The 23,782-nt window shown below is 63.5% G+C and carries 22 protein-coding genes and 5 pseudogenes; 16 read left to right on the forward strand and 11 right to left on the reverse strand.

Annotation, left to right across the window (positions count from 1 at the left end):
• Nucleotides 1-30 precede the first annotated feature (30 nt).
• A pseudogene (locus IM25_RS04170) lies at nt 31-882 on the reverse strand (4-hydroxyphenylacetate 3-hydroxylase N-terminal domain-containing protein); the annotation flags it as partial.
• 208 nt (nt 883-1,090) lie between these two features.
• Between IM25_RS04170 and IM25_RS04175 the strand changes: the two are divergent.
• The 4 genes and pseudogenes from IM25_RS04175 to IM25_RS04195 form a co-directional block, all read left to right on the forward strand.
• The gene (locus tag IM25_RS04175) at nt 1,091-2,089 is read left to right on the forward strand and encodes a helix-turn-helix domain-containing protein (RefSeq protein WP_033098871.1); all 999 of its coding nucleotides are present in this window, start codon (nt 1,091-1,093) and stop codon (nt 2,087-2,089) included.
• Between the two features lie 369 nt (nt 2,090-2,458).
• Nucleotides 2,459-2,806 (forward strand): annotated as a pseudogene (locus IM25_RS04180) (AraC family transcriptional regulator); the annotation flags it as partial.
• A 72-nt stretch (nt 2,807-2,878) separates the two neighbouring features.
• Nucleotides 2,879-4,044 (forward strand): IS3 family transposase gene (locus IM25_RS04190; RefSeq protein ID WP_112320133.1). Its coding sequence is split into 2 segments (ribosomal slippage): nt 2,879-3,151 and nt 3,154-4,044, totalling 1,164 coding nucleotides; the frame shifts between segments, so codons are not numbered across the junction.
• 26 nt (nt 4,045-4,070) lie between these two features.
• Nucleotides 4,071-4,754: pseudogene (locus IM25_RS04195) on the forward strand (helix-turn-helix domain-containing protein); the annotation flags it as partial.
• Nucleotides 4,755-5,168: 414 nt separating this feature from the next.
• Here the strand turns inward: IM25_RS04195 and IM25_RS25260 are convergent.
• Genes IM25_RS25260 through IM25_RS04210 form a run of 4 tightly spaced genes read right to left on the reverse strand, consistent with a single transcriptional unit; the run spans nt 5,169 to nt 7,808 of the window.
• On the reverse strand, nt 5,169-5,366 hold the full coding sequence (locus IM25_RS25260) for a tautomerase family protein (protein ID WP_006551052.1): 198 nt from the start codon (nt 5,364-5,366) through the stop codon (nt 5,169-5,171).
• Nucleotides 5,367-5,368: 2 nt separating this feature from the next.
• Nucleotides 5,369-6,157 carry a 2-keto-4-pentenoate hydratase gene (locus IM25_RS04200; RefSeq protein ID WP_033097408.1) on the reverse strand — a complete coding sequence of 263 codons (789 nt, stop codon included), beginning with the start codon at nt 6,155-6,157 and terminating at the stop codon, nt 5,369-5,371.
• Nucleotides 6,154-6,948, reverse strand: a complete 795-nt coding sequence (locus tag IM25_RS04205; RefSeq protein WP_065995783.1) for a 2-keto-4-pentenoate hydratase — start codon at nt 6,946-6,948, stop codon at nt 6,154-6,156. The genes IM25_RS04200 and IM25_RS04205 overlap by 4 nt, the downstream gene beginning before the upstream one ends.
• A gap of 35 nt (nt 6,949-6,983) precedes the next feature.
• A complete protein-coding gene (locus IM25_RS04210; protein ID WP_065996466.1) occupies nt 6,984-7,808 on the reverse strand; it encodes an IclR family transcriptional regulator in 825 nt (274 codons plus the stop codon).
• Nucleotides 7,809-8,013: 205 nt separating this feature from the next.
• Here IM25_RS04210 and IM25_RS04215 point away from each other — a divergent pair, with 205 nt between their 5' ends.
• The 12 genes and pseudogenes from IM25_RS04215 (at nt 8,014) to IM25_RS04260 (ending at nt 18,653) form a co-directional block, all read left to right on the forward strand.
• Nucleotides 8,014-8,481, forward strand: coding sequence for a hypothetical protein (locus tag IM25_RS04215; RefSeq protein WP_198162592.1), 468 nt, complete (start codon nt 8,014-8,016; stop codon nt 8,479-8,481).
• Nucleotides 8,436-8,543 (forward strand): annotated as a pseudogene (locus IM25_RS26655) (ATP-binding protein); the annotation flags it as partial. The gene IM25_RS04215 and the pseudogene IM25_RS26655, both read left to right, overlap by 46 nt.
• 442 nt (nt 8,544-8,985) lie before the next feature.
• Nucleotides 8,986-9,489, forward strand: a complete 504-nt coding sequence (locus IM25_RS04220; RefSeq protein ID WP_033097409.1) for a general stress protein — start codon at nt 8,986-8,988, stop codon at nt 9,487-9,489.
• Nucleotides 9,490-9,492: 3 nt separating this feature from the next.
• Nucleotides 9,493-11,373 (forward strand): molecular chaperone DnaK, encoded by a 1,881-nt coding sequence (dnaK, locus tag IM25_RS04225; RefSeq protein ID WP_033097410.1) that lies wholly within the window; start codon nt 9,493-9,495, stop codon nt 11,371-11,373.
• Nucleotides 11,374-11,381: 8 nt separating this feature from the next.
• The gene (locus IM25_RS04230; protein ID WP_033097411.1) at nt 11,382-11,906 is read left to right on the forward strand and encodes a nucleotide exchange factor GrpE; all 525 of its coding nucleotides are present in this window, start codon (nt 11,382-11,384) and stop codon (nt 11,904-11,906) included.
• 5 nt (nt 11,907-11,911) lie between these two features.
• On the forward strand, nt 11,912-12,832 hold the full coding sequence (locus IM25_RS04235; RefSeq protein ID WP_033097412.1) for a DnaJ C-terminal domain-containing protein: 921 nt from the start codon (nt 11,912-11,914) through the stop codon (nt 12,830-12,832).
• Complete coding sequence (locus IM25_RS04240; RefSeq protein ID WP_033097413.1) at nt 12,829-13,158, forward strand: chaperone modulator CbpM; 330 nt, start codon at nt 12,829-12,831, stop codon at nt 13,156-13,158. The genes IM25_RS04235 and IM25_RS04240 overlap by 4 nt, the downstream gene beginning before the upstream one ends.
• Nucleotides 13,140-15,770, forward strand: a complete 2,631-nt coding sequence (clpB, locus tag IM25_RS04245) for an ATP-dependent chaperone ClpB (protein ID WP_033097414.1) — start codon at nt 13,140-13,142, stop codon at nt 15,768-15,770. Before IM25_RS04240 ends, clpB begins: the two co-directional genes overlap by 19 nt.
• 14 nt (nt 15,771-15,784) lie before the next feature.
• Entirely contained in the window at nt 15,785-16,237 is a 453-nt protein-coding gene (gene trxA / locus IM25_RS04250; RefSeq protein ID WP_065995785.1) for a thioredoxin, read from the forward strand.
• Nucleotides 16,234-16,500: a UBP-type zinc finger domain-containing protein gene (locus tag IM25_RS25265; RefSeq protein ID WP_072740546.1), complete on the forward strand. Its 267-nt coding sequence runs from the start codon at nt 16,234-16,236 to the stop codon at nt 16,498-16,500. The genes trxA and IM25_RS25265 overlap by 4 nt, the downstream gene beginning before the upstream one ends.
• Nucleotides 16,478-18,199 (forward strand): FAD-dependent oxidoreductase, encoded by a 1,722-nt coding sequence (locus tag IM25_RS04255; protein ID WP_065995786.1) that lies wholly within the window; start codon nt 16,478-16,480, stop codon nt 18,197-18,199. Before IM25_RS25265 ends, IM25_RS04255 begins: the two co-directional genes overlap by 23 nt.
• A gap of 13 nt (nt 18,200-18,212) precedes the next feature.
• Nucleotides 18,213-18,653 carry a DUF1931 family protein gene (locus tag IM25_RS04260; protein WP_198162564.1) on the forward strand — a complete coding sequence of 147 codons (441 nt, stop codon included), beginning with the start codon at nt 18,213-18,215 and terminating at the stop codon, nt 18,651-18,653.
• A gap of 66 nt (nt 18,654-18,719) precedes the next feature.
• Here IM25_RS04260 and IM25_RS04265 read toward each other — a convergent pair whose 3' ends face one another.
• From IM25_RS04265 to IM25_RS04290, 6 genes and pseudogenes are all read right to left on the reverse strand, one after another.
• The gene (locus tag IM25_RS04265; protein WP_065995787.1) at nt 18,720-20,003 is read right to left on the reverse strand and encodes an IS256 family transposase; all 1,284 of its coding nucleotides are present in this window, start codon (nt 20,001-20,003) and stop codon (nt 18,720-18,722) included.
• 662 nt (nt 20,004-20,665) lie between these two features.
• Nucleotides 20,666-20,965 carry a cysteine hydrolase family protein gene (locus IM25_RS04270; protein WP_232333398.1) on the reverse strand — a complete coding sequence of 100 codons (300 nt, stop codon included), beginning with the start codon at nt 20,963-20,965 and terminating at the stop codon, nt 20,666-20,668.
• Nucleotides 20,953-21,441: pseudogene (locus tag IM25_RS04275) on the reverse strand (ParA family protein); the annotation flags it as partial. The gene IM25_RS04270 and the pseudogene IM25_RS04275, both read right to left, overlap by 13 nt.
• 179 nt (nt 21,442-21,620) lie before the next feature.
• Nucleotides 21,621-22,010 (reverse strand): DUF5313 family protein, encoded by a 390-nt coding sequence (locus IM25_RS04280; RefSeq protein WP_024102225.1) that lies wholly within the window; start codon nt 22,008-22,010, stop codon nt 21,621-21,623.
• On the reverse strand, nt 22,007-22,537 hold the full coding sequence (locus IM25_RS25270; protein WP_084294957.1) for a MarR family winged helix-turn-helix transcriptional regulator: 531 nt from the start codon (nt 22,535-22,537) through the stop codon (nt 22,007-22,009). Before IM25_RS25270 ends, IM25_RS04280 begins: the two co-directional genes overlap by 4 nt.
• A 446-nt stretch (nt 22,538-22,983) precedes the next feature.
• Nucleotides 22,984-23,598, reverse strand: coding sequence for an acyl-CoA-like ligand-binding transcription factor (locus IM25_RS04290; RefSeq protein WP_033097420.1), 615 nt, complete (start codon nt 23,596-23,598; stop codon nt 22,984-22,986).
• Nucleotides 23,599-23,782 lie beyond the last annotated feature (184 nt).

Here is a 23,782-nt window from a genome sequence, read left to right on the forward strand (position 1 = left end):
TTCTGCGTGTCCAAGATCAGGGGTCAAGCCCCGAGCCATGAACCCGGACTTCGTCACAAATCCGTTCGTGGTGTCCGCGTCATAGGCAAACACGTTCTCCCACGGAACCAGCACACGATCGAACACCATGATCGCGTCGTTCTCGTCGAAGCGGCTCGACAAGGGATTATCGAACGGGCTGCCCATCACTGCAGCGTTCATCTCGTAGGACGTCCGACAGAACAGCTTCAAGCCCGGCGAGTCCATCGGAACAGTGAAGATCAACCCGAACTTCTTGTTGCGCAGCGGAAGTCCATAATGGGCGATGAAATTGGCATTGGTGATCGCAGACCCGGTCGCCACCACTTTGGCGCCGGAAACGATCACGCCGGCGTCGGTTTCCTCCACCACATGTACGCAGATGTCCGCGGTCTCGTCGGCAGGCTTATCACGGTCGATGGGCGGATTGACGATCGCGTGATTGAGATAGAGCACCCGCTCCTGCGCCTTCTTGTACCAGTCGAGTGCGTTCTGCCTGTACTCACCGTAGAAGTCCGCGTTGGCACCGAGGGTCCCGAGGAAAGATGCCTTGTAGTCGGGCGACCGGCCCATCCACCCGTACACCTCACGTTGCCACGCGACGATCGCGTCGCGGGACAGAAGAAGATCGTCGGAACTGTGGGCGGTCTTGAAGAACGGGTGCGTGAATCCACCGTTACCCGTATCGGTCGGCACCGCCAGCACCCCCTGGGCTTCGGGGGTATGAAGCGCGTCGTACATCCGAGCGATCGAGCGAACCGAATTCCGGAAAGCCGGATGAGTCGTGACATCCGGGACACGTTCTCCGCGGAAATACACTTCGCGTCCATCCTTCAAGGACTCGATGTACTCCGCGCCGGTCATCGGCCGGACATCGTTGGGGGTTCCGGTGGAGGTCTCGAGAATAGTTGGCGTCGTCACGTGCTCACTCCTGTTGTCGAGCTCAGACCGAGACGGTGTTCTCGGCCGATGCGAATCCAGGCGCCGCTCCGAGGCAATTCCGCACTCGACGGTCCGTACAGAGCCAGCTCCCTGTGACACGGAACACTAGATTCCGGAGGTACCGATAAACATGACTGAGCGCGAACGATGGAGTGACTCCACGCGTAAATCCACCAAACCCACTGTGGTATCTCTCGATACGCGAGGACTCGACTCCACGGAAGGCCGTAATCTGTGGGCGAACACAGTCGGCACCCTCTATTGCGAGTCGGACGTGGCATGGCCCAATCCACGCCAACCGTTCATCGCAGAATGGGGCGGTCATCCCATCGGAGAACTGCATGTCAGCACGATGCGCGCGGACGTCCACTCGGTCATCCGTTCGCCGGCGATGGTGCGTTCGGACGACGCGGGAGACTTCCTCGTGTTGGTGGTGACCGACGGTAACGTCCGCGTCACCCAAAACGGACGCAGCGGAGTTCTCGAGCAGGGATCGTTCGCGTTACTGGACTGCGCCGCCCCGTTCGAGTTCGAAGCCGAGTCGAATTTTCGTCAGGTCGTCATCGACACTCCCAGACCCCTGCTCGAAGCGCGGTTACCCCAGCGAGTACTCGAGCAGGGAACCGGGCTGCCCATCAGTGGGATCTCGGGAACGGGCCGACTCGTGAGCAGGTTCCTCCTCGACGTCGCCGAACAGGACCGGACACTGCCGACGAGGTCAGCGGTCTCGATATCATCCGTCGCTCTCGACCTGCTGGTCACCGCCCTCACCGACAGCGCCACCGAGACCGACCCGACGAAGATCAGTCACGCGCGTGATCTGGCCGAAGTGCAGCGGATCGTCGAGCGACAGCTACACGATCCCGCTTTATCACTATCCAGGGTCGCTGCAGAAGCGGGGATGTCTGTGCGACACATTCAGAACCTCTTCCGTGAGCAAGGCACGGCCCCTCGCGCCTGGCTGTACCGCACACGGGTGGAGCGAGCACGTAAGTACCTCCTGAGCACCGATCTGACAGTCGCCGAAGTGAGTGACCAATCAGGCTTTCGCGATGTGTCCCATTTCAGCCGCACATTCCGCGCCGCATACGGTTCCAGCCCTGGCCGTTATCGAACCGAACACCGCTGACCTACACAGGTGGCCCGATTCGCTCCGGGTCACCTCCGCGGCTCATGCCGACAGTCGAGCCGGTCCTGCGCCCTCTACCGCGAACTCTTCCGTCGAGACAGTTCGCGAGATCGACACCAGATGCATGCCGACTACGCGGACGTAGGACACGGGTGCTTCGCGGCGAAGTCGAGCGTCATGGGGTTCCGGTCGGTGTCACTCCTTCAGGTGATCCAATCGCCCCAGGCGGAGCAGCGCGGGTCACGATCTACTCCGTTCGGGGGACGAGTGCGGACGCGGAATCTGTGGGCGTGACTCCGGGGAGCGAATACCTCCCATATTCGAAGCCGGTGTGATCTGCAACACTAGAATATGGAGGTGAGCAGCGACATGACCGACAGTGCACAGAACAATGACTCCGATTGCACCGACAAGGCCAGCGCCAAGGTCGTAATCAGCACACGCGAGCTCGAATCGAGCGAGGTACGTTCGCGGTGGATAGACACACTCGACTCGACATACTGCGAACTCGACGTCGACTGGCCTGACATATCGGACTCGTTCGGGGCGGAACTATCGGTGCGTCCCTTCGTCGACGTCACAGTCAGTGTCGTACGCGCAGACCCACACACAGTAATCCGCACCCCGAACATGATCTCGTCCGATCCCAACGACGACTACCTACTGTGCTTGATCACGAGCGGTACAGCGGTCATCGGTCAACACTCTCGGTCCGCAAAGGGGACTGCTGCACGGATAGGTGACATCTGAACTGTGGTGCCGTGAGGCACTGCTGGAAGGATGGACCCCGTGCCCAAGCCCTATCCGAAAGAGTTCCGCGACGACGTCGTCCGCGTGGCCCGCAACCGCGAACCAGGTCAGCACCTGCGGCAGATCGCCGCCGACTTCGGCATCAGCGAATCCTGCCTGACCAACTGGCTCAGGAATGCCGACGTCGAGGACGGCACCAAGCCAGGGACGACGAACGAGGAGTCCAGAGAGAACCGCGAGCTGAGAAAGCGGATCCGGTTGCTTGAGCAGGAGAACGAAGTGCTGCGGCGGGCCGCGGCGTATCTATCACAGGCGAATCTTCCGGGAAAATGATGTACCCGCTCGTCCGCGAGCTGGCCGCCGGCGGGATTCCCGTCGCGGTGACGTGCCGGGTTCTGGGGATCGCGCGCCAGCCGTACTACCGGTGGCTCGCCGACCCGGTCACCGACGCCGAACTCGAGGAGGCGTACCGGGCGAACGCCCTGTTCGACGCCCACCGCGAGGACCCGGAGTTCGGCTACCGGTTCCTCGCCGACGAAGCCCGCGATGCGGGCGAGTCGATGTCGGACCGCACGGCGTGGCGGATCTGTTCGACCAACAGGTGGTGGAGTGTGTTCGGCAAGAAACGTGGCTCGAAGAAGGGCCGCTCCGGGCCGCCGGTGCACGATGATCTCGTCGGCCGCGTCTTCACCGCGGATGCTCCAAACACTTTGTGGCTCACCGATATCACCGAACACAGAACCGAGGAAGGCAAGCTCTACCTGTGTGCGGTCAAGGACGTGTACTCGAACCGGATCGTCGGCTACTCGATCAGCGATCGGATGAAATCCCGTCTGGCTGTCACGGCCCTCGAATCGGCAGTGGCACGGCGGGACTCGGTTGCCGGATGTGTGGTTCATTCCGACCGTGGATCGCAATTTCGCAGCCGGAAATTTGTCCGCGCCCTCGCCCGCCACGACCTGGTCGGATCGATGGGTCGGGTGGGTGCGGCCGGCGACAATGCCGCGATGGAATCGTTCTTTGCGCTGCTCCAGAAGAACGTCCTCGACCGGCAGAGATGGGCCACACGCGAGCAGTTGCGCATCGCGATCGTGACTTGGATCGAGCGGACCTATCACCGCCGGCGACGTCAGCTCCGGCTCGGCAGATTGACGCCTGTCGAGTTCGAGACCATCATGACCACACCAGCCACACAGGCTGCGTGACCGAATCTGTCACCGGATCGTGCAGCAGTCCCAAGCTCGAAAGCGGGGCGTTCGGAATCCTCGACTCATCGGCGCCGTTCATCGTCGACGCCCAGACCGAGTTCGAGCAGATTGTCGTCCGCGCGCCGCGCGCGGTGTTTGCGCCACATCTTCCCCTGGAAGCCGTAGCGGAGATTACCGGTGAAGGTTTTTCCGGCCGCAGCGGCATCAGCCGATACGTCTCTCGCCTATTCGTCGACATGGCAACTGACGACTCCCTTCTTTCGCCCAACTCCTCAGCCTCCGTTGCCGCGTGCGCGATGGACCTACTCGTATCCGCCATCAGTGAACGCACAACTCCGTTCAACACCACCAAACGAGTTCACAACAAGGACTTTCGAGTCATACAGCAGGCAATGCAACGACACATGACAGACCCCGATTACTCGATCAGCGACCTTGCAGCCGAACTTGGAATGTCCGTGCGGTACATCCACAAACTATTCAGCGCAGCAGGCACGACACCACGCACATGGCTGAATCAACAGCGGCTCGAGCGAGCTCGCAAACTCTTGCTGAGCACCGACGCCACGATCTCTACCATCAGCGTCCGCGTAGGTTTCCGCGATGTCTCGCATTTCAGTCGAGCGTTCCGACGTCGCTTCGGGACCAGCCCACTGCATTTCCGCATGCAGCAACTCGGCACCAGCACCAGCAGCGACAACGGGTGACCAGACCGCCACGTTCTGACCTGTAGCCGTCATCGTGTATCCAATAGCGGTTTTCGAACTCCCGCAACGGTGTTCAGCAACCGCCGGTAAGCTGTTGAGCAATCTCGTCTACCCGGCGTGCTGGCGCGTCCGCAAATCGGACGCGCCAGCACCAGCGTTGAATCTCACCGACTCCCTCGTAGATTTCCGACGGTCTCGCCTGCGACGTCCAACCGCAGCCATCTGCGACGTTGCTCGTCTGTCCCCGGTCAAGGCATTGCCGGCGACGACGTGCCGTCGTCGTAGCGACTCCCCGAACGAGAAAAGGAACAGGGCAGTCCGCCCCAACTCCGGTCTACGTGTCCCTTGCACTCATCGTCTTGTCCCGACTCGCTTGCATTGACACGAGAATCGTTCGGGAGAATCAAACGAAAGTCATTGAGCAGGAGATCGTTCTGCAATCGTCACATCACCGGCGGCAAAGTGAGTAGCCGGAACTTCACGCAGCACCACCCGAATGTTGCTCAACGGCGCGTCCACGGCCCGCTGGGCGGCAAAGGTGAGTTCATGTATAAGTGCGCGGAGCTGTTCGGGCGAACGCCCTGCGGAAATAGTCACCTCGATGAACGGCATCATCAGCCTCCTGACACATTTACGGTACCGAGATGAGTGAAGTGAGCAGCGATCCGCGCCCCCGGTCGGACCGGAACCGCATCCGTCATCCCCCCGGTGAGGATCACCCAGCCCGGCTCGATTGCCAGGCCACGCTCGGCGAGGGTGTTCGCCGCGAAAGCCAGCGCCTCCGCCGGATGGCCGTGCACAGCAGCTCCTGTCGCCGAATCGACGATCTCACCGTCCACTTCGAGCAAGCAGGCTTCGAGACCGAGGTCCAGCGAGTCCGGCCGCACACTGATGGGACCGGTGACGTACCGGCCGGACGAATTGTTGTCCGCGACAGCATCCATCATGGAGAACTTGTAACCCGAGAACCGGCTGTCGATGATTTCGATCGCACCGACCACATGGTCGACCGCCGCGAGCGCAGTCGCCGCCGAGACCCCGGGCCCTTCGAGTCGACGTCCCATGACGAACGCAATCTCCGGTTCGGCACGCGCGTGGATCATCTTCTCCCGGGGCACCGGCTCACCGATCGGAAGGATCATCGCGTCCGTCAACCACGCCGTCGGCGGCGAGTCGACTCCCACCTGACGCTGCTTCGCCTTGGAGGTCACACCCAGTTTGACACCGGTGACCCTCTCCCCCCGCGAGATCCGCATTTGCAGCGCAATATCTTGAGCCTCATATGCCGCGGCCAGATCGAGACCGTCCCATTCTGCGAGAATCGACGTCTGCGCGACGCCGCTATCCTCCGCTCGTATAAGAACATCGGCCACTTTGGCCGGGCTCCATAGTTGCTCGGTCACTGTTCGTCCTTTCCGCCGAGCACGGCGGTGACGGTGCCGAGCCCACTGATAGTCGCAACGATGGAATCGCCGGGTGCGACAGGATACGCACCGGTCATCGAGCCGGGCAGCACCACGTGCCCCGGCTCGAGAGTCACGCCGAGCGGCCCCACCGTGTTGGCCAGCCACACCAGCGCACTGAGCGGTGACCCGAGAACTGCGCCACCGGCACCGGTTGCGACGAGCTCGCCGTTGATGTGCAGGTTACAGCCAGCCAGACGCAGATCCAGCTGGTCCAACGAGACCGGGCAACTGCCGAGTATGACCCCGCCGGATGAAGCGTTGTCGGCGATGGTGTCGAAAATTCCGATCTTCCAATCCTTGATCCGCGAATCCACAATCTCCAGCGCAGGCAGGACGAAATCCACTGCCCGCGCTGCCTCTGCGGCAGTCACGCCTGGGCCGACCAGTGGACGACCAAGGACGAATGCAATCTCCGGTTCGATACGCGGTTGCAGAAATGTGCCGCTGGCGATGGGATGGTGCTCCAGATGAAACATGCTCTGGGTGAGATGCCCGAAGTCGGGCTGGTCGACCCCCATCTGTCGCTGAATTGCTCGCGACGCGAGGCCTACCTTGTGTCCCTTGACGACATCGCCGGCCGATGTCCACTGCTCTACTTGCGCCTGCTGGATGCGGTATGCCACTTCTAGGGACGCGTCGGGATACTCGGGCGTCAGCGGGGCGATCGGCTCGGCGGGGCGATACGCGTCGAGCAGACGATCCGCTGCCTTCTGAACAGCAATATCCATAGTTCCTCGGTTGTGTCGTGCGGTTGATACAGATGTCAGGACGCTCGGGGACAGCTACCGACCGGCTCCAGCGATGGGTGGTTCCGGGATTCGAGTGGAACGATGTCCGCCGCCTCGGCAATAGAGCGAGTGATCTTGTTGGCGGCAGCGATCACAGCACGCTCGAGTTGAGCTCGCCGCGAAGCGAATCGGGTGGCCGGAACACTTATGCTCACTGCAGCAACCACCGAACCCATGTCGTCTCGTACCGGTGCGGCGACACAGTGCACCTCCGACACCGTCTCGCCCATGTCCACCGCGACACCAGCCATGCGAGTCATTTCGAGAGCATCGGCGAGCGCATGCGGACTCGTAGTCGTCGACGGTGTCAATCGACGTAACGGACGCGCTGTCAAGTACCGCTGCAATTCAGTCTTGTCGAGTTGCGCGAGCAGGACCTTGCCCACAGCTGTGGAGTGGGCATCGAGCCGGGTGCCCACTCGAGCCCCCTGCACGGTGATGTTGTGCGTACCGATCACCTTGTCGACGTAGAGGACACTCCAGCGTTCCATGATGGCCAGGTGTGTCGTTTCTCCATAGTTTTCGACCAGCTCTTCCAACACAGGAGCGGAACAGGAACGTACGTCCACAGTGCTGCGGAGTGTTTCCCCCAATTCGACGATGCGCCAGCGGAGCCGGTATCGGCCGCGATTCCGGCACTGCAACAACCCGGTGTCGACGAGACTGGCCAGCAATGCATGAGCACTCGACCGAGGCACGTCGATGGCCGCTGCAACTTCGGAAACACCCCATTCCGGACGCTGAACTGTGAACAGATCGAGCACCGGACCAATCTTTTGCACTGTTTGCAGACCAGCCACGCCGACAGCCACCTTTCAAAGTTCATCTGGATGACGGTTGAGCAACCCCGTCGCATCGCTGTGAGGTGGAACACTAGGTGGCCGAGCAGAGAACGAACATGTCCTGAAGCGCACGAATGAATGACCTCGAGCGCACGAGTTCACGACCGACAGCCCACCAACCGCGACCTTCGATCCCCCGAGGCGCACAGATATCTCGGCCCGCGTGTCGCTTCCCTCGTCTCCGCTGACCGGATCGAACCATGCGGTTCCTGCGGTTGTCAGCGGTCATGAAATTCCCCATCCGCAAGTACCTGGCCCCTGCGCTGGAGGCGGGGCTGCCCCCGGCGACGGCTACAGATTCGACGAGAACCTGTGGCGCGAGTTGATCGCGGTCTGGTTCCCCGAAGTGGTGGACCCGGCGGCGCGGGCGGTGACCTCGCCGGCGATCGCCCCCCACCACACCTGGATCGAAGGCCAGCTCGACGAGTCGGTGACCGTAGCAACGATTGCCCAACGACTGCGCGACGACCACGGTGTCCCGGTATCGGAATCAACTGTGCGTCGCTATATTTCGGCGCGATTCGCCGAACGGGTCGCGGCGTCGAAAGCCACGATGCCCCGCGGAGCGGTCCCGCCGGGCGACGAAGGTCAGGTCGAGTCTTCGGTGATCAGGCCGTCGCCGCCGCGATGATCGACCGGATCGTCCATCACGCCGACGTGTTGACGCTCGAAGGTGCCAGCTACCGCGTTTGAGGACGCGGAATCGACAGTCTTCCCAGGATCAGAATGGAGAATTAGGCAGACTAGCCACACACCGACACGGTGCTCTCGTTCTCCACCGTCGCATCGGCCTCGAATTCGAGCGTTGCCGACACTCGACTCCCGTTTTGCTCTCTTCGTCCCATCCGCACACTTCTCTCCAATCAGCAGGGTTACGACCAATACTTGAACCCGCCGCGTCGATTCCCCCATTCCATGACGGTAGGCACCGTTCTGGGCGATACTGAGAAGTGCCCCGGACCGAGGCAGAGGCGAGGTACATGCAGGACTCACGCGATCTTGACGCGACAATTCTCACTGCGGCCGAACCGCATCGGATGACACTGGGACTGCCCCTACGCAAAACCCCAGGCATCCGCGGCAGCGGCACCACACGGAGATATTCTGGCCGGCCAACCCATCAGGCAGCGAGGTGATGTCAGAGTCCAGTGGCGGAACCTCCGCCGTAAGTCCACACCCACCTGCTCGCCAGGTGATTGCGACATTCGACACCTATGCCGACGCCGAGAGCGCCGTCGACTACCTCTCCGACCAGCATTTCACGGTAGACAAACTGGCCATCGTCGGTCGCGACATCGAGCTGGTCGAGCAGATCGTCGGCCGATTGAACTACGGCTGGGCCGCTCTGCGCGGCGCCGCCGCGGGCGCGCTGACGGGTGCGCTGTTCGGCTGGATCTTCGGGTTACTCGATTGGGTCCAGCCGCTGCTCACGGGCCTCGCGCTCGCCTTCTACGGGTTGGTATTCGGTGCCGTTGTGGGCGCTCTGCTCGGCCTGCTCATGTATGCGCTGCAGGGCGGCCGGCGCGACTTCACCTCAATCCAGTCATTACAACCACGTCACTACGAAGTCCTCGCCGATGTCGAGGTCGCGGACGAAGCCGTCCGCCGACTCACCGGCCGGACCGATCGAAAGGAATGAGTCATGGCGACTGCTGTGGGTATAGACCTGGGCACCACCAACTCGGTCATCGCAAGCTGGCAAGGCGGCGAGCCGGTGGTGATCTCCAATGTCGAGGGAGCGCGGACGACGCCGTCGGTGGTGGCGTTCACCGAGAGCGGCGAGCGCCTGGTGGGTCAGCTTGCCCGACGGCAGGCGATCCTGAACCCGAAGGGCACGATCTACTCGGCGAAACGCTTCATCGGACGTCATTACGACGAGATCTCCGAGGAGGCCAAAGCGGTCAGCTTCGACGTCGTGCCGGGTGACAATGGTGAGGCCCGATTCGACGTGCGGGGAAAGAAGTACGCGCCGGAGGAGATCAGTGCCCTCGTGCTGCGCAAGCTCGTCGACGACGCGAGCAAGTTCCTCGGTGAGAAGGTCAAGGAAGCGGTCATCACCGTTCCGGCCTACTTCAACGACGCGCAGCGCAACGCCACCAAAGACGCCGGCCGGATCGCGGGCCTCGAGGTCTTGCGGATCATCAACGAGCCGACCGCTGCGGCACTGGCGTACGGCATGGACAAGCAGACCCACGAGACCGTACTGGTCTTCGACCTCGGCGGCGGCACGTTCGATGTGAGTCTGCTCGATGTCGGCGAGGGAGTGGTCGAGGTTCGTTCCACGGCCGGCGACTCCCACCTCGGCGGAGACGATTTCGACCGGCGCCTGGTGGACTACCTCGCCGACGAATTCCAGCGTGCGGAGAATATCGATCTGCGCAAGGATGCGCAGGCATTGCAGCGCCTCTTCGAGGCCGCGGAGAAAGCCAAGGTCGAGTTGTCCTCGGTGACACAGGCCCAGGTCAACTTGCCCTTCGTCACCGCTGACGCGAACGGTCCCAAGCACCTCACCACCACGATCATGCGATCGAAGTTCGAGGATTTGACGGCGGATCTGGTGGAACGCTGCCTCGACCCCGTGAAGCAGGCGATGAGTGACGCCAAGGTCACCGCCAACGACATCGACGAGGTGATCCTGGTCGGTGGTTCGACACGCATTCCGGCGGTGCAGGCACTGGTTCGCCGGCTCACCGGCGGTAAGGACCCCCACATGGGCGTCAACCCGGACGAGGTCGTGGCGCTCGGTGCCGCAGTCCAGGCGGGCGTGCTCAAGGGCGAGGTCTCCGATGTGCTGTTGCTCGATGTCACCCCGCTGTCCCTCGGCGTCGAGACGCAGGGCGGGGTGATGACCAAGATCATCGAGCGCAACACGACGATCCCGGCCCGGCGCAGCGAAGTGTTCTCCACGGCGGAAGACAATCAGTCCGCCGTGGACGTCGTGGTGCTGCAGGGCGAACGCGAACGGGCCGCCGACAACCGGGTGCTCGGCCGGTTCCGGCTGGAAGACATCCGCCCCGCGCCACGTGGCGAGGCCCAAGTCGAAGTCACATTCGATATCGACGCCAACGGCATCCTCAACGTCACCGCCCGCGACAAGGACACCGGCAAGGAGCAGAGCATCACGATCAGTGAGCAGGGCAACCTCGACCAGAGTGAGGTCGAGCGCATGCTCGCCGAGGCCGAACGGAACCGGCGTGAGGACGAGGAGCTGCGCAAGGCGGTCGACGCACGCAACGCCCTCGATTCGGTTGCCTATCAAGTGGAACGGCGACTCGCCGAACTCGGTGACAGTGCGCCACCGCACGACAAGGCGCGTGCCGAGATGCTGATCGCCGACGCCAGGAAGGCGGTCAAAGACGGTGCTCCACCCTCGGAGGTAGAGCCACTGACCTCGGAGCTCCAGCAGCTGCTCTACGGGCTCGCGCCGGTCCAGGACGGCGGCGACGGACACCAGGCCGGCGGCGCAGAGGCTGCGTCGTCGGATGACGACGACGTGATCGACGCAGAATTCGATCGAAGCTGAGGCACACGATGGAAAGGTCTGCAGATCATTCGACGACCGAGCCGGCTACCGACGGTACCGACGGGGATCAGACCGAGACGGCGCCTGATCGCACCGACACGGGGGCCGAGTTGGCTCAACTCGAGGACCGCTGGCGCAGGGCCCTCGCAGATCTGGACAACCTGCGCAAGCGGTATGCCAAGGATCTGGATCGTGAACGCGCCGCGGAGGTGGCGAAGGTTTCCGCGGCGTGGCTGCCGGTCCTGGACAATTTGGAGCTTGCGCTGGCCCATGCGGATAGCGATCCTCAGGCCGTCGTCGAGGGTGTGAAGGCGATCCGGGACCAAGCGGTGCAGGTGCTCTCACGGTTCGGCTTCGAGCGCCACGACGAGGTCGGTGTGCCGTTCACCCCGGAACTCCACGAAGTAGTCAGTGTGGTGACCCAACCCGACCTTCCCTCCGGAACCGTGATCGAGGTCTTGCGGCCAGGTTACGGAGAAAACGGACAGCAGTTGCGTCCCGCCACCGTGGTCGTCAGCCGACCTGAGGAGTGAGCGCCATGGCGCGTGACTACTACGAAGCGCTCGGGGTCCCGCGCAGCGCCGACACCGACGAAATCCAGCAGGCCTACCGCCGACTTGCCCGCAAATATCACCCCGACATCAACAAAGACCCCACTGCGGAAGACAAGTTCAAAGAGATCAATGAGGCCTACCAAGTGTTATCCGACCCAGACACCCGGAAACGCTACGACCGATTCGGGGACGACTTCCGTCGGGTACCCGAGGACTACGACGAACGGGTCCGGGCAAGCGCCGGCGGGTACGGCGGCGGAAGGTACAGCGGGGGGGGCCGGAGGGTGCACTTCGGACACGGCACAGACGGCGAGGGGGGCGTCGACTTCGAGGACCTCTTCGGACAGATGTTCGGCGGCGGTGGCGCGTACGGCCCGATTCCCGGCGCCGATCAGGAAGCGGAACTGGAACTGACCCTGGAAGAGGCGTACCGGGGCGGCAAACGCACTCTCCGTCTGGACGGACGGCGATACGACGTCGACATTCCGGTCGGTGTCCTCGACGGCCAAAGAATCCGGCTGGCCGGGCAGGGGGGCCGAGGCAATGGCGGCGCACCGCCCGGGGATCTGTACCTCGTGGTCCGGATCAAACCGCATTCCCGGTTCCGCGTACAGGGCCGGGACATCTACGTCGACCTGCCCGTATCGCCATGGGAGGCGGTCCTCGGGTCGACCGTCGTCGTTCCCACCCCGGGTGGCGAGGCGAAAGTCAAAGTCGTGCCGGGCTCGTCGACGGGACGGAAGCTTCGCCTGCGCGGAGAAGGAATGCCCAATCCGCGGGGCGCCAACGGCAACCTCTACGCCGAAATCAAGGTGATGGTGCCATCGAAACCGACAGCACGTGAACGCGAGCTGTTCGAACAGTTGGCCGCCGAATCGAACTTCGACCCGAGGAAACAGCCATGAGCACCCCGACCCCGGGCACCCAGTACATATTGGTTCGCCGTACCGGAATGTCGCCAGATGCCTTCGCCGAACGTACCGGGCTGCACCCCGACCTGGCACGAAAGCTTGTGGCTCTCGGCCTGCTCGACGCCCACCGCGACGCCGGCGGCGAAATATTGTTCGAACCATCCGAAGTGGTCCACGCCGCCCGCATCCAACGGCTGCGGACCGGCCTGGGCCTGAACTACTCGGCAATCGGGCTCGTGCTCGATCTGCTGGATCGAATCGAGAAACTCGAAGCAGCTTCCCGCAGAAGGAGGACACCCCCATGGACACCGGCAGCCTGACTGAAAAGTCACGAGAAGCCCTGCAGGAAGCCCAGAACGTCGCGACCAGAATGGGTCACACCGAGGTCGACGGAGAGCACCTGCTGCTCGCGTTGGTCGATCAGCAGGAAGGGTTGGTACCGCGACTGCTCGAGCAGGCCGGTGCGAACGTCGATGCCCTGCGATCCGATCTGGAACGTGAACTGTCGCGTAGGCCGAAGGTCAGCGGCCCCGGTGCGACGCCCGGTCAGGTGATGATCACCCAGCGCCTGGCCAAGCTGCTCGACGCCGCGGAACGGGAGGCGAAGCGACTCAAGGATTCTTACGTGTCGGTGGAGCATCTCGTGATGGCCCTCTCCGAGGAGGGGTCGACCAGTGCGGCCGGACGGGTTCTCACCAGCCATGGGGTCACACGAGAGACCTTCCTCGCCGCCTTGACCACAGTGCGCGGCAACCAGCGCGTCACCTCGGCCACCCCGGAGGGGGCGTACGAGGCGCTGGAGAAGTACGGACGCGACCTCGTCTCCGAGGGGCGGGCAGGCAAACTCGATCCGGTCATCGGGCGAGACGCCGAGATCCGCAGGGTAACGCAGATCCTGAGCCGGAAGACGAAGAACAATCCGGTGCTGATCGGCGACCCCGGCGTCGGCAAGACCGCGATCGTCGAGGGCCTCGCCCAGCGGATCGTCCGCGGCGACGTGCCCGAGGGCCTACGCGACAAGACGATCTTCTCGCTCGACATGGGTTCCCTGGTGGCCGGTGCGAAATACCGCGGCGAGTTCGAGGAGCGACTGCAGGCGGTGCTGTCCGAGGTGAAAGCGGCCGAGGGGCGCATCCTGTTGTTCGTCGACGAGTTACACACCGTCGTCGGCGCAGGATCGGTCGGCGGCGAAGGGTCTCTCGACGCCGGCAACATGCTCAAGCCGATGCTCGCCCGCGGCGAACTGCACATGATCGGTGCCACCACTCTCGACGAGTATCGCAAGCACATCGAATCCGATGCGGCACTGGAGCGTCGCTTCCAGACGGTTCTCGTCGACGAGCCCAGCGCCGAGGATGCGATCTCGATTCTGCGCGGACTTCGAGAACGACTCGAGGTGTTTCACGGCGTGAAGATCCAGGACGGCGCACTGGTGGCCGCTGTGACCCTCTCGCACCGGTACATCACCGACCGCTTCCTTCCGGACAAGGCGATCGATCTGGTGGACGAGGCGTGCGCCCGGCTACGCACCGAAATCGATTCGATGCCCGCCGAACTCGACGAGCTCACCCGGAAGGTGACCCGGCTGGAGATCGAAGAGGCCGCGCTGTCCAAGGAAACGGACGCGGCCAGCAAGGCGCGTCTCGACGAGCTGCGCAAGGAGCTGGCCGATCTGCGGGCCGAGGCCGACGCCCGGCACGCGCAGTGGGAGGCAGAGCGCCAAGCGATCCGTCGGGTGCAGGAGCTACGGGGAGAGCTGGAACGGTTGCGCCACGAAGCCGAGGAGGCCGAACGCAATTACGACCTCAATCGGGCCGCCGAGCTGCGATACGGCGAGATCACCGAGCTCGAACGCAAACTCAAGGCGGCGGAGGAGCAATTGGCCACCAGGCAAGGCCGCAATCCGTTGCTGCGCGAGGTGGTCACCGAAGACGAGATCGCCGAGATCGTGGCCGCATGGACGGGTATCCCGGTCGCTCGACTGCAGGAAGGCGAGCGGGAGAAACTGTTGAAGCTCGACGAGATCCTGCACGAGAGAGTCATCGGTCAGGACGAGGCAGTGCAACTGGTCGCAGACGCGGTAATCAGAGCAAGGTCGGGTATCCGCGATCCGCGCCGGCCGATCGGTTCGTTCATCTTCCTGGGCCCGACAGGTGTGGGGAAGACCGAACTCGCAAAGACACTGGCCAGTGCCCTCTTCGACAGCGAAGACAACATGGTGCGCCTGGACATGAGCGAGTACCAGGAACGGCACACGGTGAGCAGACTCATCGGTGCACCCCCCGGGTACGTCGGGTATGACGAGGGGGGTCAGCTCACCGAGGCGGTGCGCCGAAAGCCGTACTCCGTGGTGCTCTTCGACGAGATCGAGAAGGCCCACGCCGACGTCTTCAATACCCTTCTACAGGTGCTCGATGACGGCCGGATCACCGATTCCCAAGGCAGGCAGGTCGATTTCCGGAACACGGTGATCATCATGACCTCCAACATCGGATCCCAGCATCTCCTCGACGGAGTCACAGCCGACGGCGAGATCAAGCCGGACGCCCGGGCGCGGGTGCTGGCGGAACTGCGCGGGCACTTCCGTCCCGAGTTCCTCAACCGGATCGACGACATCGTGTTGTTCACCCCGCTCACACTGCCCCAGATCGAACATATCGTCGAGCTACAACTCACCGACCTTCGGAACAGATTGTCAGAGAGACAGATACACTTGAATATCACACCGGAAGCACGCCGGCTCATCGCCGAACACGGTTTCGACCCGGTCTACGGTGCACGACCCCTGCGCAGGTATATCGCCCATGAGGTCGAAACCAGGATAGGTCGTGCGCTGTTGCGCGGCGAAATCGAACCGGGCGGCACCATCGATGTCACGGTCGATGACGGCGAACTGTCCGTCGCATATACGGAACCCGCCATCGCGGCCTGAGAAGGGGTGTCGTCATGAGATCCGACACGGTGAAGTGCCCACACTGCGGCAAGGTCAACAGGGTACCGGCGGCCGGGAACGGGAGCCCCCGCTGCGGAAATTGCCACGAGCCGCTGCCCTGGATCGCCTCGGCCGGGGACGGCGACTTCGCGGAGGTCGCCGAGAAATCCTCGGTGCCTGTACTCGTTGACCTCTGGGCGACGTGGTGCGCTCCGTGCCGCATGGTCAGCCCCGCGCTCGAGCAGCTCGCCACAGAACGCGCAGGTCAGATCAAGCTCGTCAAGGTCGACGTGGATGCTGCACCCCAGACGGCCGAACGGTTCACCGTCCGCGCCGTACCGACGCTGCTGGTGATGGACCGAGGTGAGGTCCTCGCTCGTCAGGCGGGCGCCGCTCCGGTACCCCAGCTGCGCACATGGCTCGATCAGGCGCTCTCGGAAAAAGCAGGCAATGAGGCGAACTCATGACTTTTGCCCACGCGGACCCACATGTGATCGCGATCCGGCCCGTGGCGCCCCGGACTCCGCAGGGTTGCGAGGAATGTCTTCGCCTCGGAACCCCGTGGGTGCATCTGAGGCTGTGCCTGACGTGCGGACACGTCGGTTGCTGCGACTCCTCGCCGGGTAAGCACGCGAGCGCGCACGCCCACAGCATCGGCCATCCGATCGTCCAGTCGATGGAACCCGGCGAGGATTGGCGGTGGTGTTATGTCGACCAGAACTTCGTCTGAGGACGCCGCACCCGTCCCCGACAGTCCGCCGGTCGACGACGAGACTCCGGACGAGGAAGGTGCTTTCCCACGGCTGACGGACGACCAGGTCGCGACGCTCGAGGTCGGCGGCACGCGTCGATCGGTTCACACCGGCGAGGTGCTGATCCGAGAGGGCGCGCCCAGCAACGACTTCTTCGTCATCCTCTCCGGCAAGGTCGCGGTCATCGACGAGGGCGCCGTGGACGGCGAACGCCGGATACTGCGCGTGCACGGCCCGGGCCGCTTTCTGGGCGAGCTCGGACTGCTGGATGGCCAGGTGGCGTTCTTCACCGCCGAGGTGATCGAGGACGGCGAGGTGCTCGTCGTCCCGGCCGAGCGGGTGCGCGCGCTGGTGGCCCACGATCTTGTGCTCAGCGATCTGATCCTGCGGGCCTACCTGGTGCGCCGGCACCTGCTGATCGGGCTCGGTTCGGGGTTCCGGATCATCGGCTCCTGCTATTCCCCGGATACGTTGCGGCTTCGGGAGTTCGCGATGCGCAACCGATTGCCCCACCGGTGGATCGATCTGGAGCGGGACGAACGGGCGGAGCAGCTGCTGCGCAGCCTGGGTGTCGCCCCAGAGGATACTCCCGTCGTGATCTGGCACGGCGAGAAGGTGCTGCGCAATCCGACGAATGCGGAACTAGCCCGCATCGTCGGGCTTCCGGTCCCGGTCCCGGACGCGGCCCAGGACGTGTGCGACCTCGTCGTGGTGGGTGCGGGACCGGCCGGTCTGGCCGCGTCCGTGTACGGCTCCTCGGACGGGTTGAACACGGTGACACTGGAGTCGATCGCCGCGGGCGGCCAGGCCAGTACCTCCTCCCGGATCGAGAACTACCTGGGCTTTCCGGCGGGGATCTCCGGTGCCGAATTGGCCGAGCGGGCCGTGATTCAGGCCGGGAAGTTCGGTACCCGCCTTCTCGTGTCGGCGGAGGTGACCGGTTTGGGGTCCGAGGCCGGGAACCATGTGCTCCAACTGGCGGACGGCGGCGAGATCCGCGGCCGGGCCCTCGTGCTCGCCACCGGGGCGCGATATCGCAAGTTGACGGTTCCGGGAATCGAGGCACTGGAGGGGACGAGCGTGTACTACGCCGCAACCCATCAGGAAGCGCGGATGTGCGGCACCGACCCGGTGGCTATCGTCGGCGGCGGAAACTCCGCCGGACAGGCCACCGTCTTCCTCGCCGACCAAGTTTCCCACGTTCACCTGCTCATCCGCGGCGACGACCTCGGAAAGAGCATGTCCCGATACCTGGTCGACCAGATCGAGCGCCATCCGCGCGTCACCGTGCACCGGAATACCGAGGTTCGTACGGTCCACGGTGAGAAGTACCTCGAAGAGATTGTGGTCGAGGACAATCGCACGGGGGAACAGGACACGATCGGGGTGCACGCCCTGTTCGTCTTCATCGGGGCGATGCCGCACACCGGGTGGCTGGCCGACGCGATCGCACTCGACGACCACGGCTTCGTACTCACGGGCCTGGACGCGGTCCGCGCCCGAGGGGACGGCGACCGGCGGATCGGCGCCGGGTTGTCGAGGACGCTCGAAACCAGCCGGCCCGGCCTGTTCGCGGCGGGCGACGTCCGCAGCGGCTCGGTGAAACGGGGCGCATCCGCTGTCGGTGAAGGAGCGATGGCGGTTCGCCAAATCCATGAATACTTCGAGAGGAGCTGACGACATGCCAGTGATGGGCACCGTGAAATTCCAGCGGTTCTTCCGGGTAGCGGCTGGACTGCACGTCGACCGGAACGATCTCAAACGCTATACAGATTTCATCGACGACAAGATCTACGACGTGATCCTCATCGGCAAGGCCTCGGCAAAGGCAAACCTGCGGGACGTGATCGAACCGTGGGACCTGCCGATCACCAAGGGGCTGCAGGAGAGCATCCACCGATTCGAGAAGCTGGACGAGGAGATCGAACTTCAACCTCTGCTCGACCAACTGGCGGCCCGACCGCCCTTGGACGTAGCCCTCTCCGAGGAGACCGAGCAGCGGCTACCGCTGATTGCCGGCGGCTTGAGCGTGGCGCTGGCGCGCACTTTCGTCACTATCCAGCCGGACCGCAAAAACCCCGGGACCGCCGAGTGGAACGTCACCCTCGACATCTTCCATCAACTCCTCTGAACCCAGCCAGCGACCGGGCACTGATGGGGGTCTGTCAAGTTAACGGTGTAACTGGTTGAACTGTAGCTACTTTCGTCCAGCGGACAGGCGTCCGTCGAAGGTGATCTCGAAGGCGTTCAGTGCTGCCTTCCAGCGGTTGGACCAGCGTTGGCGGGCGGTGCCTTTGGGATCGAGGCTCATGATGGCCAGGTACACGCATTTCAGGGCCGCGGCCTCGGTCGGGAAATGACCGCGGGCCTTGACGGCCCTGCGGATTCGGGCGTTGACACTCTCGATGGCGTTGGTCGTGTAGATGACCTGTCTGATGGCGTTGTCGAACTGCAGGAACGGCACGAACTCGGCCCAGGTGTTGGTCCAGAGCCGGATGATCGCGGGATAGCGTTTCTCCCATTTGCCGCTGAACTCGGCGAACCGGTCCAGCGCGGCCTGCTCCGACGGCGCGGTGTACACCGGTTTGAGGTCCTTGGCGATCTCGGCCCAGTCCTTGCGGGAGGCGTAGGCGTAGGTATTGCGGAGGAGGTGGACCACGCAGGTTTGCACGATGGTCTGCGGCCACACCTGCCCGATCGAGTCGGGCAGATGCTTCAGACCGTCGCACACGACGATCAGCACATCCTGCACACCACGATTCTTCAGCTCCGACAACACCCGAAGCCAATACTTCGCCCCCTCCCCGTCGCCGTGCTCGCCGGCCCATAATCCGAGGATGTCGCGGGTGCCGTCCACAGTCACCCCCATCACGACGTAGATCGGCCGGTTGGCCACGTTGCCGTCGCGGATCTTGACGTGGATGCAGTCGATGAACAGCACCGGATACACCGGGTCCAGCGGCCGGTTCTGCCACTCGGCCATGCCGTCCATCACCCGTTCGGTGATCGTCGAGATCGCCTGCTTGGACACCTCGGCGCCGTAGACCTCGGCCAGGTGCGCAGAGATCTCACCGGTGGTCAGTCCCTTGGCCGACAGCGAGATCACCATGTCCTGCCCCCCGGTCAGCCGCCGCTGCCGCTTGGCCACGATCTTCGGCTCGAACGAGGACTCCCGGTCCCGGGGTACGTCGAGCTCGACCGGGCCGGCCTCGGTCAGCACGGTCTTGGCGCGTCTGCCGTTGCGGGAGTTGCCGCTGCCCCTGCCGGCCGGGTCATTCTTGCCGTAGCCGAGGTGGTCGTCCATCTCGCCCTCGAGGGCGGACTCCACCACCAGCTTGGTCAACTTCGCCAACAACCCGCCCTCGCCGGTGAGCTGGAGGCCTTCGGCCCGCGCCTGATCCACCAGTTCCTGCAGCCGGGCATCGCTGACACCCACAGGTGCCGAGTTCGATTCGTCCTCACGATCAATCACATCGGTCATGGTGGTGCATCTCCTTTCAGAGTCACACCGTTGTTCTTACAGTCCCGTATGACTTCTTGCCCCTGTCACTCGAATGATCCGGGGGGGGATGTCGCCGAACCTGGTGACGTCGATGGACCGCTGATAGGGACACGGCCGCCTGCTGTGCCGGGGCATCGGGCAGGTCTCCTCGTAACGTGGGTGCCGGGTATCGACGTCGGATCGGTGACCGTCCGGAGCGGAACGAAAGGCGCGCTTCATGGACCCCACCTACGCCGTGTTCTGCGGCATCGACGTGGGCAAAGGCGAACACCACGCCGTCGGACTCGACCCCGTGCAGCTGCCAAGACCTTCGCGCAATGGCCGAGGAGAACGTCGATGCTCTCCGGTGATGTGCCGGCGGCACGGAAAGTGATCGGCGCACCTGCCAGCCCGACGGTATCGCGGTGTCAGCTCTACTTGGCGCGAGTGCATACCTCACAGAACACCCCACGGAGGCGCTCACCGGGACCGCACAAGCACATACCGTCGAAGTTCCTTCGGGCATGTGCCGGGCGAGGCGGGGGTCGCAAATGGTGGCCTTCATATACGAACTGCTGATGTAGACGGTTTTTTGGTCTGAGATCAGCAATGTGAGGGTGGATAGGCATCGACGCGCTGTGCCCGAGAACTGGTGTCGGCGGTCAAACCGGGGTGCCGTTGATCGTCGTAGCCAAAGCAGCGCGGACTTCGTCGACGGTGCTGATCTCGGCCAGTAGCGCGAGGGAGTCGATGCTGGCTTGATGCGCTGCGAGAGTGGCCGCAGAGCATGCATCCTCGACGATCACCACTCGGTATCCGAGATCGCCTGCGACCCTGGCTGTTCCCTCGACGGAGGCGTTTGTGGCCACACCTGCGAAGAGGAGGGTGGTGATGCCTTTGCTGCGTAGGATGGTATCGAGGTCGGTACGGGCGAAGGCTCCGATGCACTGGTGAGTGAGCACGGTGTCCTCATCATGCGGACGAACTCGCAGGTCTGTTCGAGGTCGACCTTGCCGTCGCGGGGATCCCAATTGTTCACCACGACAATGAATTTCTTGCCGAGCGGTTCGATGACCTGCTTGATCGTGCGCGCGGTGGGATCGAGACACAGCGGCTCGGGTTCGATCGGAACGATGACCGGATCGGCGACCTCGAGCACCGCGCGCAACGCGTCGGCGGAACTACCGGTGCCGAGGACATCGGTGCCGTCGTCGGCACCGGACAGGTCGATCCAGCCCGGGGTGTCGACATAGACGTGCTTGATGCCGGGCAACTTGTCGAGATTACGTAGCACGTCGAGGTTGTCGTGGACCTGGTCGATCATAAACGGCAGTTCCTCGACACGTGAGGCCCACCAGACCGCGGAGCCCTGGGGGTCGACGGAGATCGCGGCGACCGGGGACTGAACATCGTCGTCGTCACCGCCGGCGAGTTGATCTTCTTCTCCCCGGCTTGCGCAGCACCGCTACTCCGAACGACGACTGTCGCCGCCATATGCAGTACGCACTCACCCTCCGGTTACACCGGGGATGGCCCTGCTGCCCGACAACCCGCCGACATGGGTGAGATAGGCGCCGGTCCGCAACCCTGACTCCGCGTCAGGGTTGCGCACATTGCCTAGGCTGCGCGACCGAACCGACGTTCGTAGTCCTCGCGTTCACGCGAGGCACGCGCCTGCGCCTTCGCACCGAGCAGATCAGGATCGAGACCGTGTTGCTGAAGTCGATGACGTTGCCAGATGCTCATCAACGCCACAGAAAAGTACGTCCAGGGCAAGAGCAGCAACATCATCATGGAGACGGGAATCCATACCGGTCCCGGGATCAGCAGGAACAACAGCAGCAGCGGGATGACCGGTACATTCCACCTGAGAAGATAGCGGCGCACGCCGCCCGGCCCCAGGATGTCGTTACGGACCCAGTCCTGCATCTGCGGAGGCAGGGGGCGGCCAACCACATAGGCCAGGCGCTGAATTACGGTAGGTCGTGTGCGAAGTGGGGTCGTCACAGCGTTCCCTTCGTTGTATCCGGTGGCTCGGATGGATCTCGGGACGGACGTCGATCCGAACTGGTTATTGCATGTGCTGCAGCATCATTGAGAAGGGTCAGTGCCCGATGCAGCTCCTGGAGCTCCGCCGGCGAAACACCGAGCTTCTCAACCACGGCGACCGGGACTTTCTGGGCTTCGTTCCGCAGGGCTCGACCTTGGGCAGTGAGATCGATGACCAGTTGACGTTCGTCTACACGACTGCGCGAACGAGTGATCAGCTGTGAGGCTTCGAGGCGCTTCAACAAAGGCGAGAGCGTGGGCGAGTCCAGAGCCAGCGCTTCGCCGATCGCCTTGACCGACATCGGAGCTTTCTCCCACAGCGCCAACATCACCAGGTATTGCGGGTGAGTGAGGCCTAGAGGCTCGAGGATAGGCCGGTAGACAGCCAGGACGGCCCGGTTGGCAACGGCAAGCGCGAAGCAGCCCTGCCGGTCCAACGCCAGGAGGTCGTCGTTCCCGATCGAAGCGAGGTCACCTGTGGTCACAGGACGAGCATACCGGACTCAGTCGTGCGCGAACGAATCGTGTGCGAGCAATATTTGAGATGTGCATCACCGGCACGACCTGCGATGCAGTTCGATACCCGAACAAGTGCGCCTCGCACCTGCGCACCCACTCCGATCCCTCGAAGTGTCGCGAATACCGAACCCAGCGGCGCCACGCGCATCACCGGCCAGATACTTCATCAGTTCCCATTGGGTCGAGCGGCGACGAACCCTGCCTGGCCTGCGGTTCGGCACGATGCGGCGCCTCACGATCGACGGCCGGCATTCCGGACGGCGACGAGTCGGGAAACGGTGGGTCCCGTCCGGGGGCAGACCACCACCGCCACCGGCTGTGCATCGATCCGGTACATCGATGATGCGCACGTCACTGGACCTCGGGTACATCTCGCACGTAGGTCCGCCACTGCAGAGGAGGCCGATGCGCCTTACTTGTAAGGTTGTTCGTCGATCCACTTCTGCAGGCTGCACCCCAGCGAAGCCAACGACTTATCGAGAGTGGTCAACACCTCACTGGGGGATGCGGGAGACCTCACTCCCTCGCGCAGGACGGCGAGCACCACGGACTGCACCGAACCCCCGACAGCAGCCGGCACCACCGCCGCCGGACGCATACCGATACGGGACGCAACGAACGTCGAGACGACCTCGGACCACACCAACCACCGTTGAGCACCCTCGGCCTGCAATTCCGGTGAGGCGTCGAGGATCCGAATCTGGGCGGTCCAGACGCCCTCGTCGTCGAGTCGGGCCGCTACCGTATCGATCACCCCGACCCGGATCGCCTCCATGACCGGCACCTCGTCGTCAACCGTGCCGAAGGAGCGCTGGAGGTCGCGGGTACTTTCCTCGAAAGGAAACCACACGAGTGCCGCTTTGCTGGAGAAGTACCGGAAGAAGGTGGTCTTGCTGATCCCCGCGGCCGCAACGATATCCATGATCGACGTCTCCGCATAGCCTCGTTCGAGGAACAGTTCGAACGCGGCGACCTCGACCTGCGCGCGAGACGACACCCGAGGACGCCCACGTCTGCCGGTAGCCATCGCATTCCCCCCTCTTTTCGACCCGAGACTTGATTTTGGGTACTCGGTACCGTAAATATAGGCGACGCGCGATGCGACCGATAAAGACGATCTTGCAACACCACCACGATCCGTCACCCCCTGTAGGCGGACCGTGGTTCCCGGTCGGTGAACCGCCCCCGCCCCGGATGCCCTGCCTGCCCCC

Origin of the sequence: Rhodococcus sp. p52, from assembly GCF_000763325.2 — a bacterium.
GTDB classification, from domain to species: domain Bacteria; phylum Actinomycetota; class Actinomycetes; order Mycobacteriales; family Mycobacteriaceae; genus Rhodococcus; species Rhodococcus pyridinivorans.

Bases quoted from the DNA above. Each gene is read 5' to 3' on its own strand.
- IM25_RS04175 (WP_033098871.1), top strand. From the start codon at position 1,091: ATGACTGAGCGCGAACGATGGAGTGACTCCACGCGTAAATCCACCAAA.
- IM25_RS04240 (WP_033097413.1), top strand. From the start codon at position 12,829: ATGAGCACCCCGACCCCGGGCACCCAGTACATATTGGTTCGCCGTACC.
- IM25_RS25265 (WP_072740546.1), top strand. From the start codon at position 16,234: ATGACTTTTGCCCACGCGGACCCACATGTGATCGCGATCCGGCCCGTG.
- IM25_RS04255 (WP_065995786.1), top strand. From the start codon at position 16,478: ATGTCGACCAGAACTTCGTCTGAGGACGCCGCACCCGTCCCCGACAGT.
- dnaK (WP_033097410.1), top strand. From the start codon at position 9,493: ATGGCGACTGCTGTGGGTATAGACCTGGGCACCACCAACTCGGTCATC.
- IM25_RS04230 (WP_033097411.1), top strand. From the start codon at position 11,382: ATGGAAAGGTCTGCAGATCATTCGACGACCGAGCCGGCTACCGACGGT.
- IM25_RS04235 (WP_033097412.1), top strand. From the start codon at position 11,912: ATGGCGCGTGACTACTACGAAGCGCTCGGGGTCCCGCGCAGCGCCGAC.
- IM25_RS25260 (WP_006551052.1), bottom strand. From the start codon at position 5,366: ATGCCGTTCATCGAGGTGACTATTTCCGCAGGGCGTTCGCCCGAACAG.
- clpB (WP_033097414.1), top strand. From the start codon at position 13,140: ATGGACACCGGCAGCCTGACTGAAAAGTCACGAGAAGCCCTGCAGGAA.
- IM25_RS04265 (WP_065995787.1), bottom strand. From the start codon at position 20,003: ATGACCGATGTGATTGATCGTGAGGACGAATCGAACTCGGCACCTGTG.
- trxA (WP_065995785.1), top strand. From the start codon at position 15,785: ATGAGATCCGACACGGTGAAGTGCCCACACTGCGGCAAGGTCAACAGG.
- IM25_RS04220 (WP_033097409.1), top strand. From the start codon at position 8,986: ATGTCAGAGTCCAGTGGCGGAACCTCCGCCGTAAGTCCACACCCACCT.
- IM25_RS04260 (WP_198162564.1), top strand. From the start codon at position 18,213: ATGGGCACCGTGAAATTCCAGCGGTTCTTCCGGGTAGCGGCTGGACTG.
- IM25_RS04205 (WP_065995783.1), bottom strand. From the start codon at position 6,948: ATGGATATTGCTGTTCAGAAGGCAGCGGATCGTCTGCTCGACGCGTAT.
- IM25_RS04290 (WP_033097420.1), bottom strand. From the start codon at position 23,598: ATGGCTACCGGCAGACGTGGGCGTCCTCGGGTGTCGTCTCGCGCGCAG.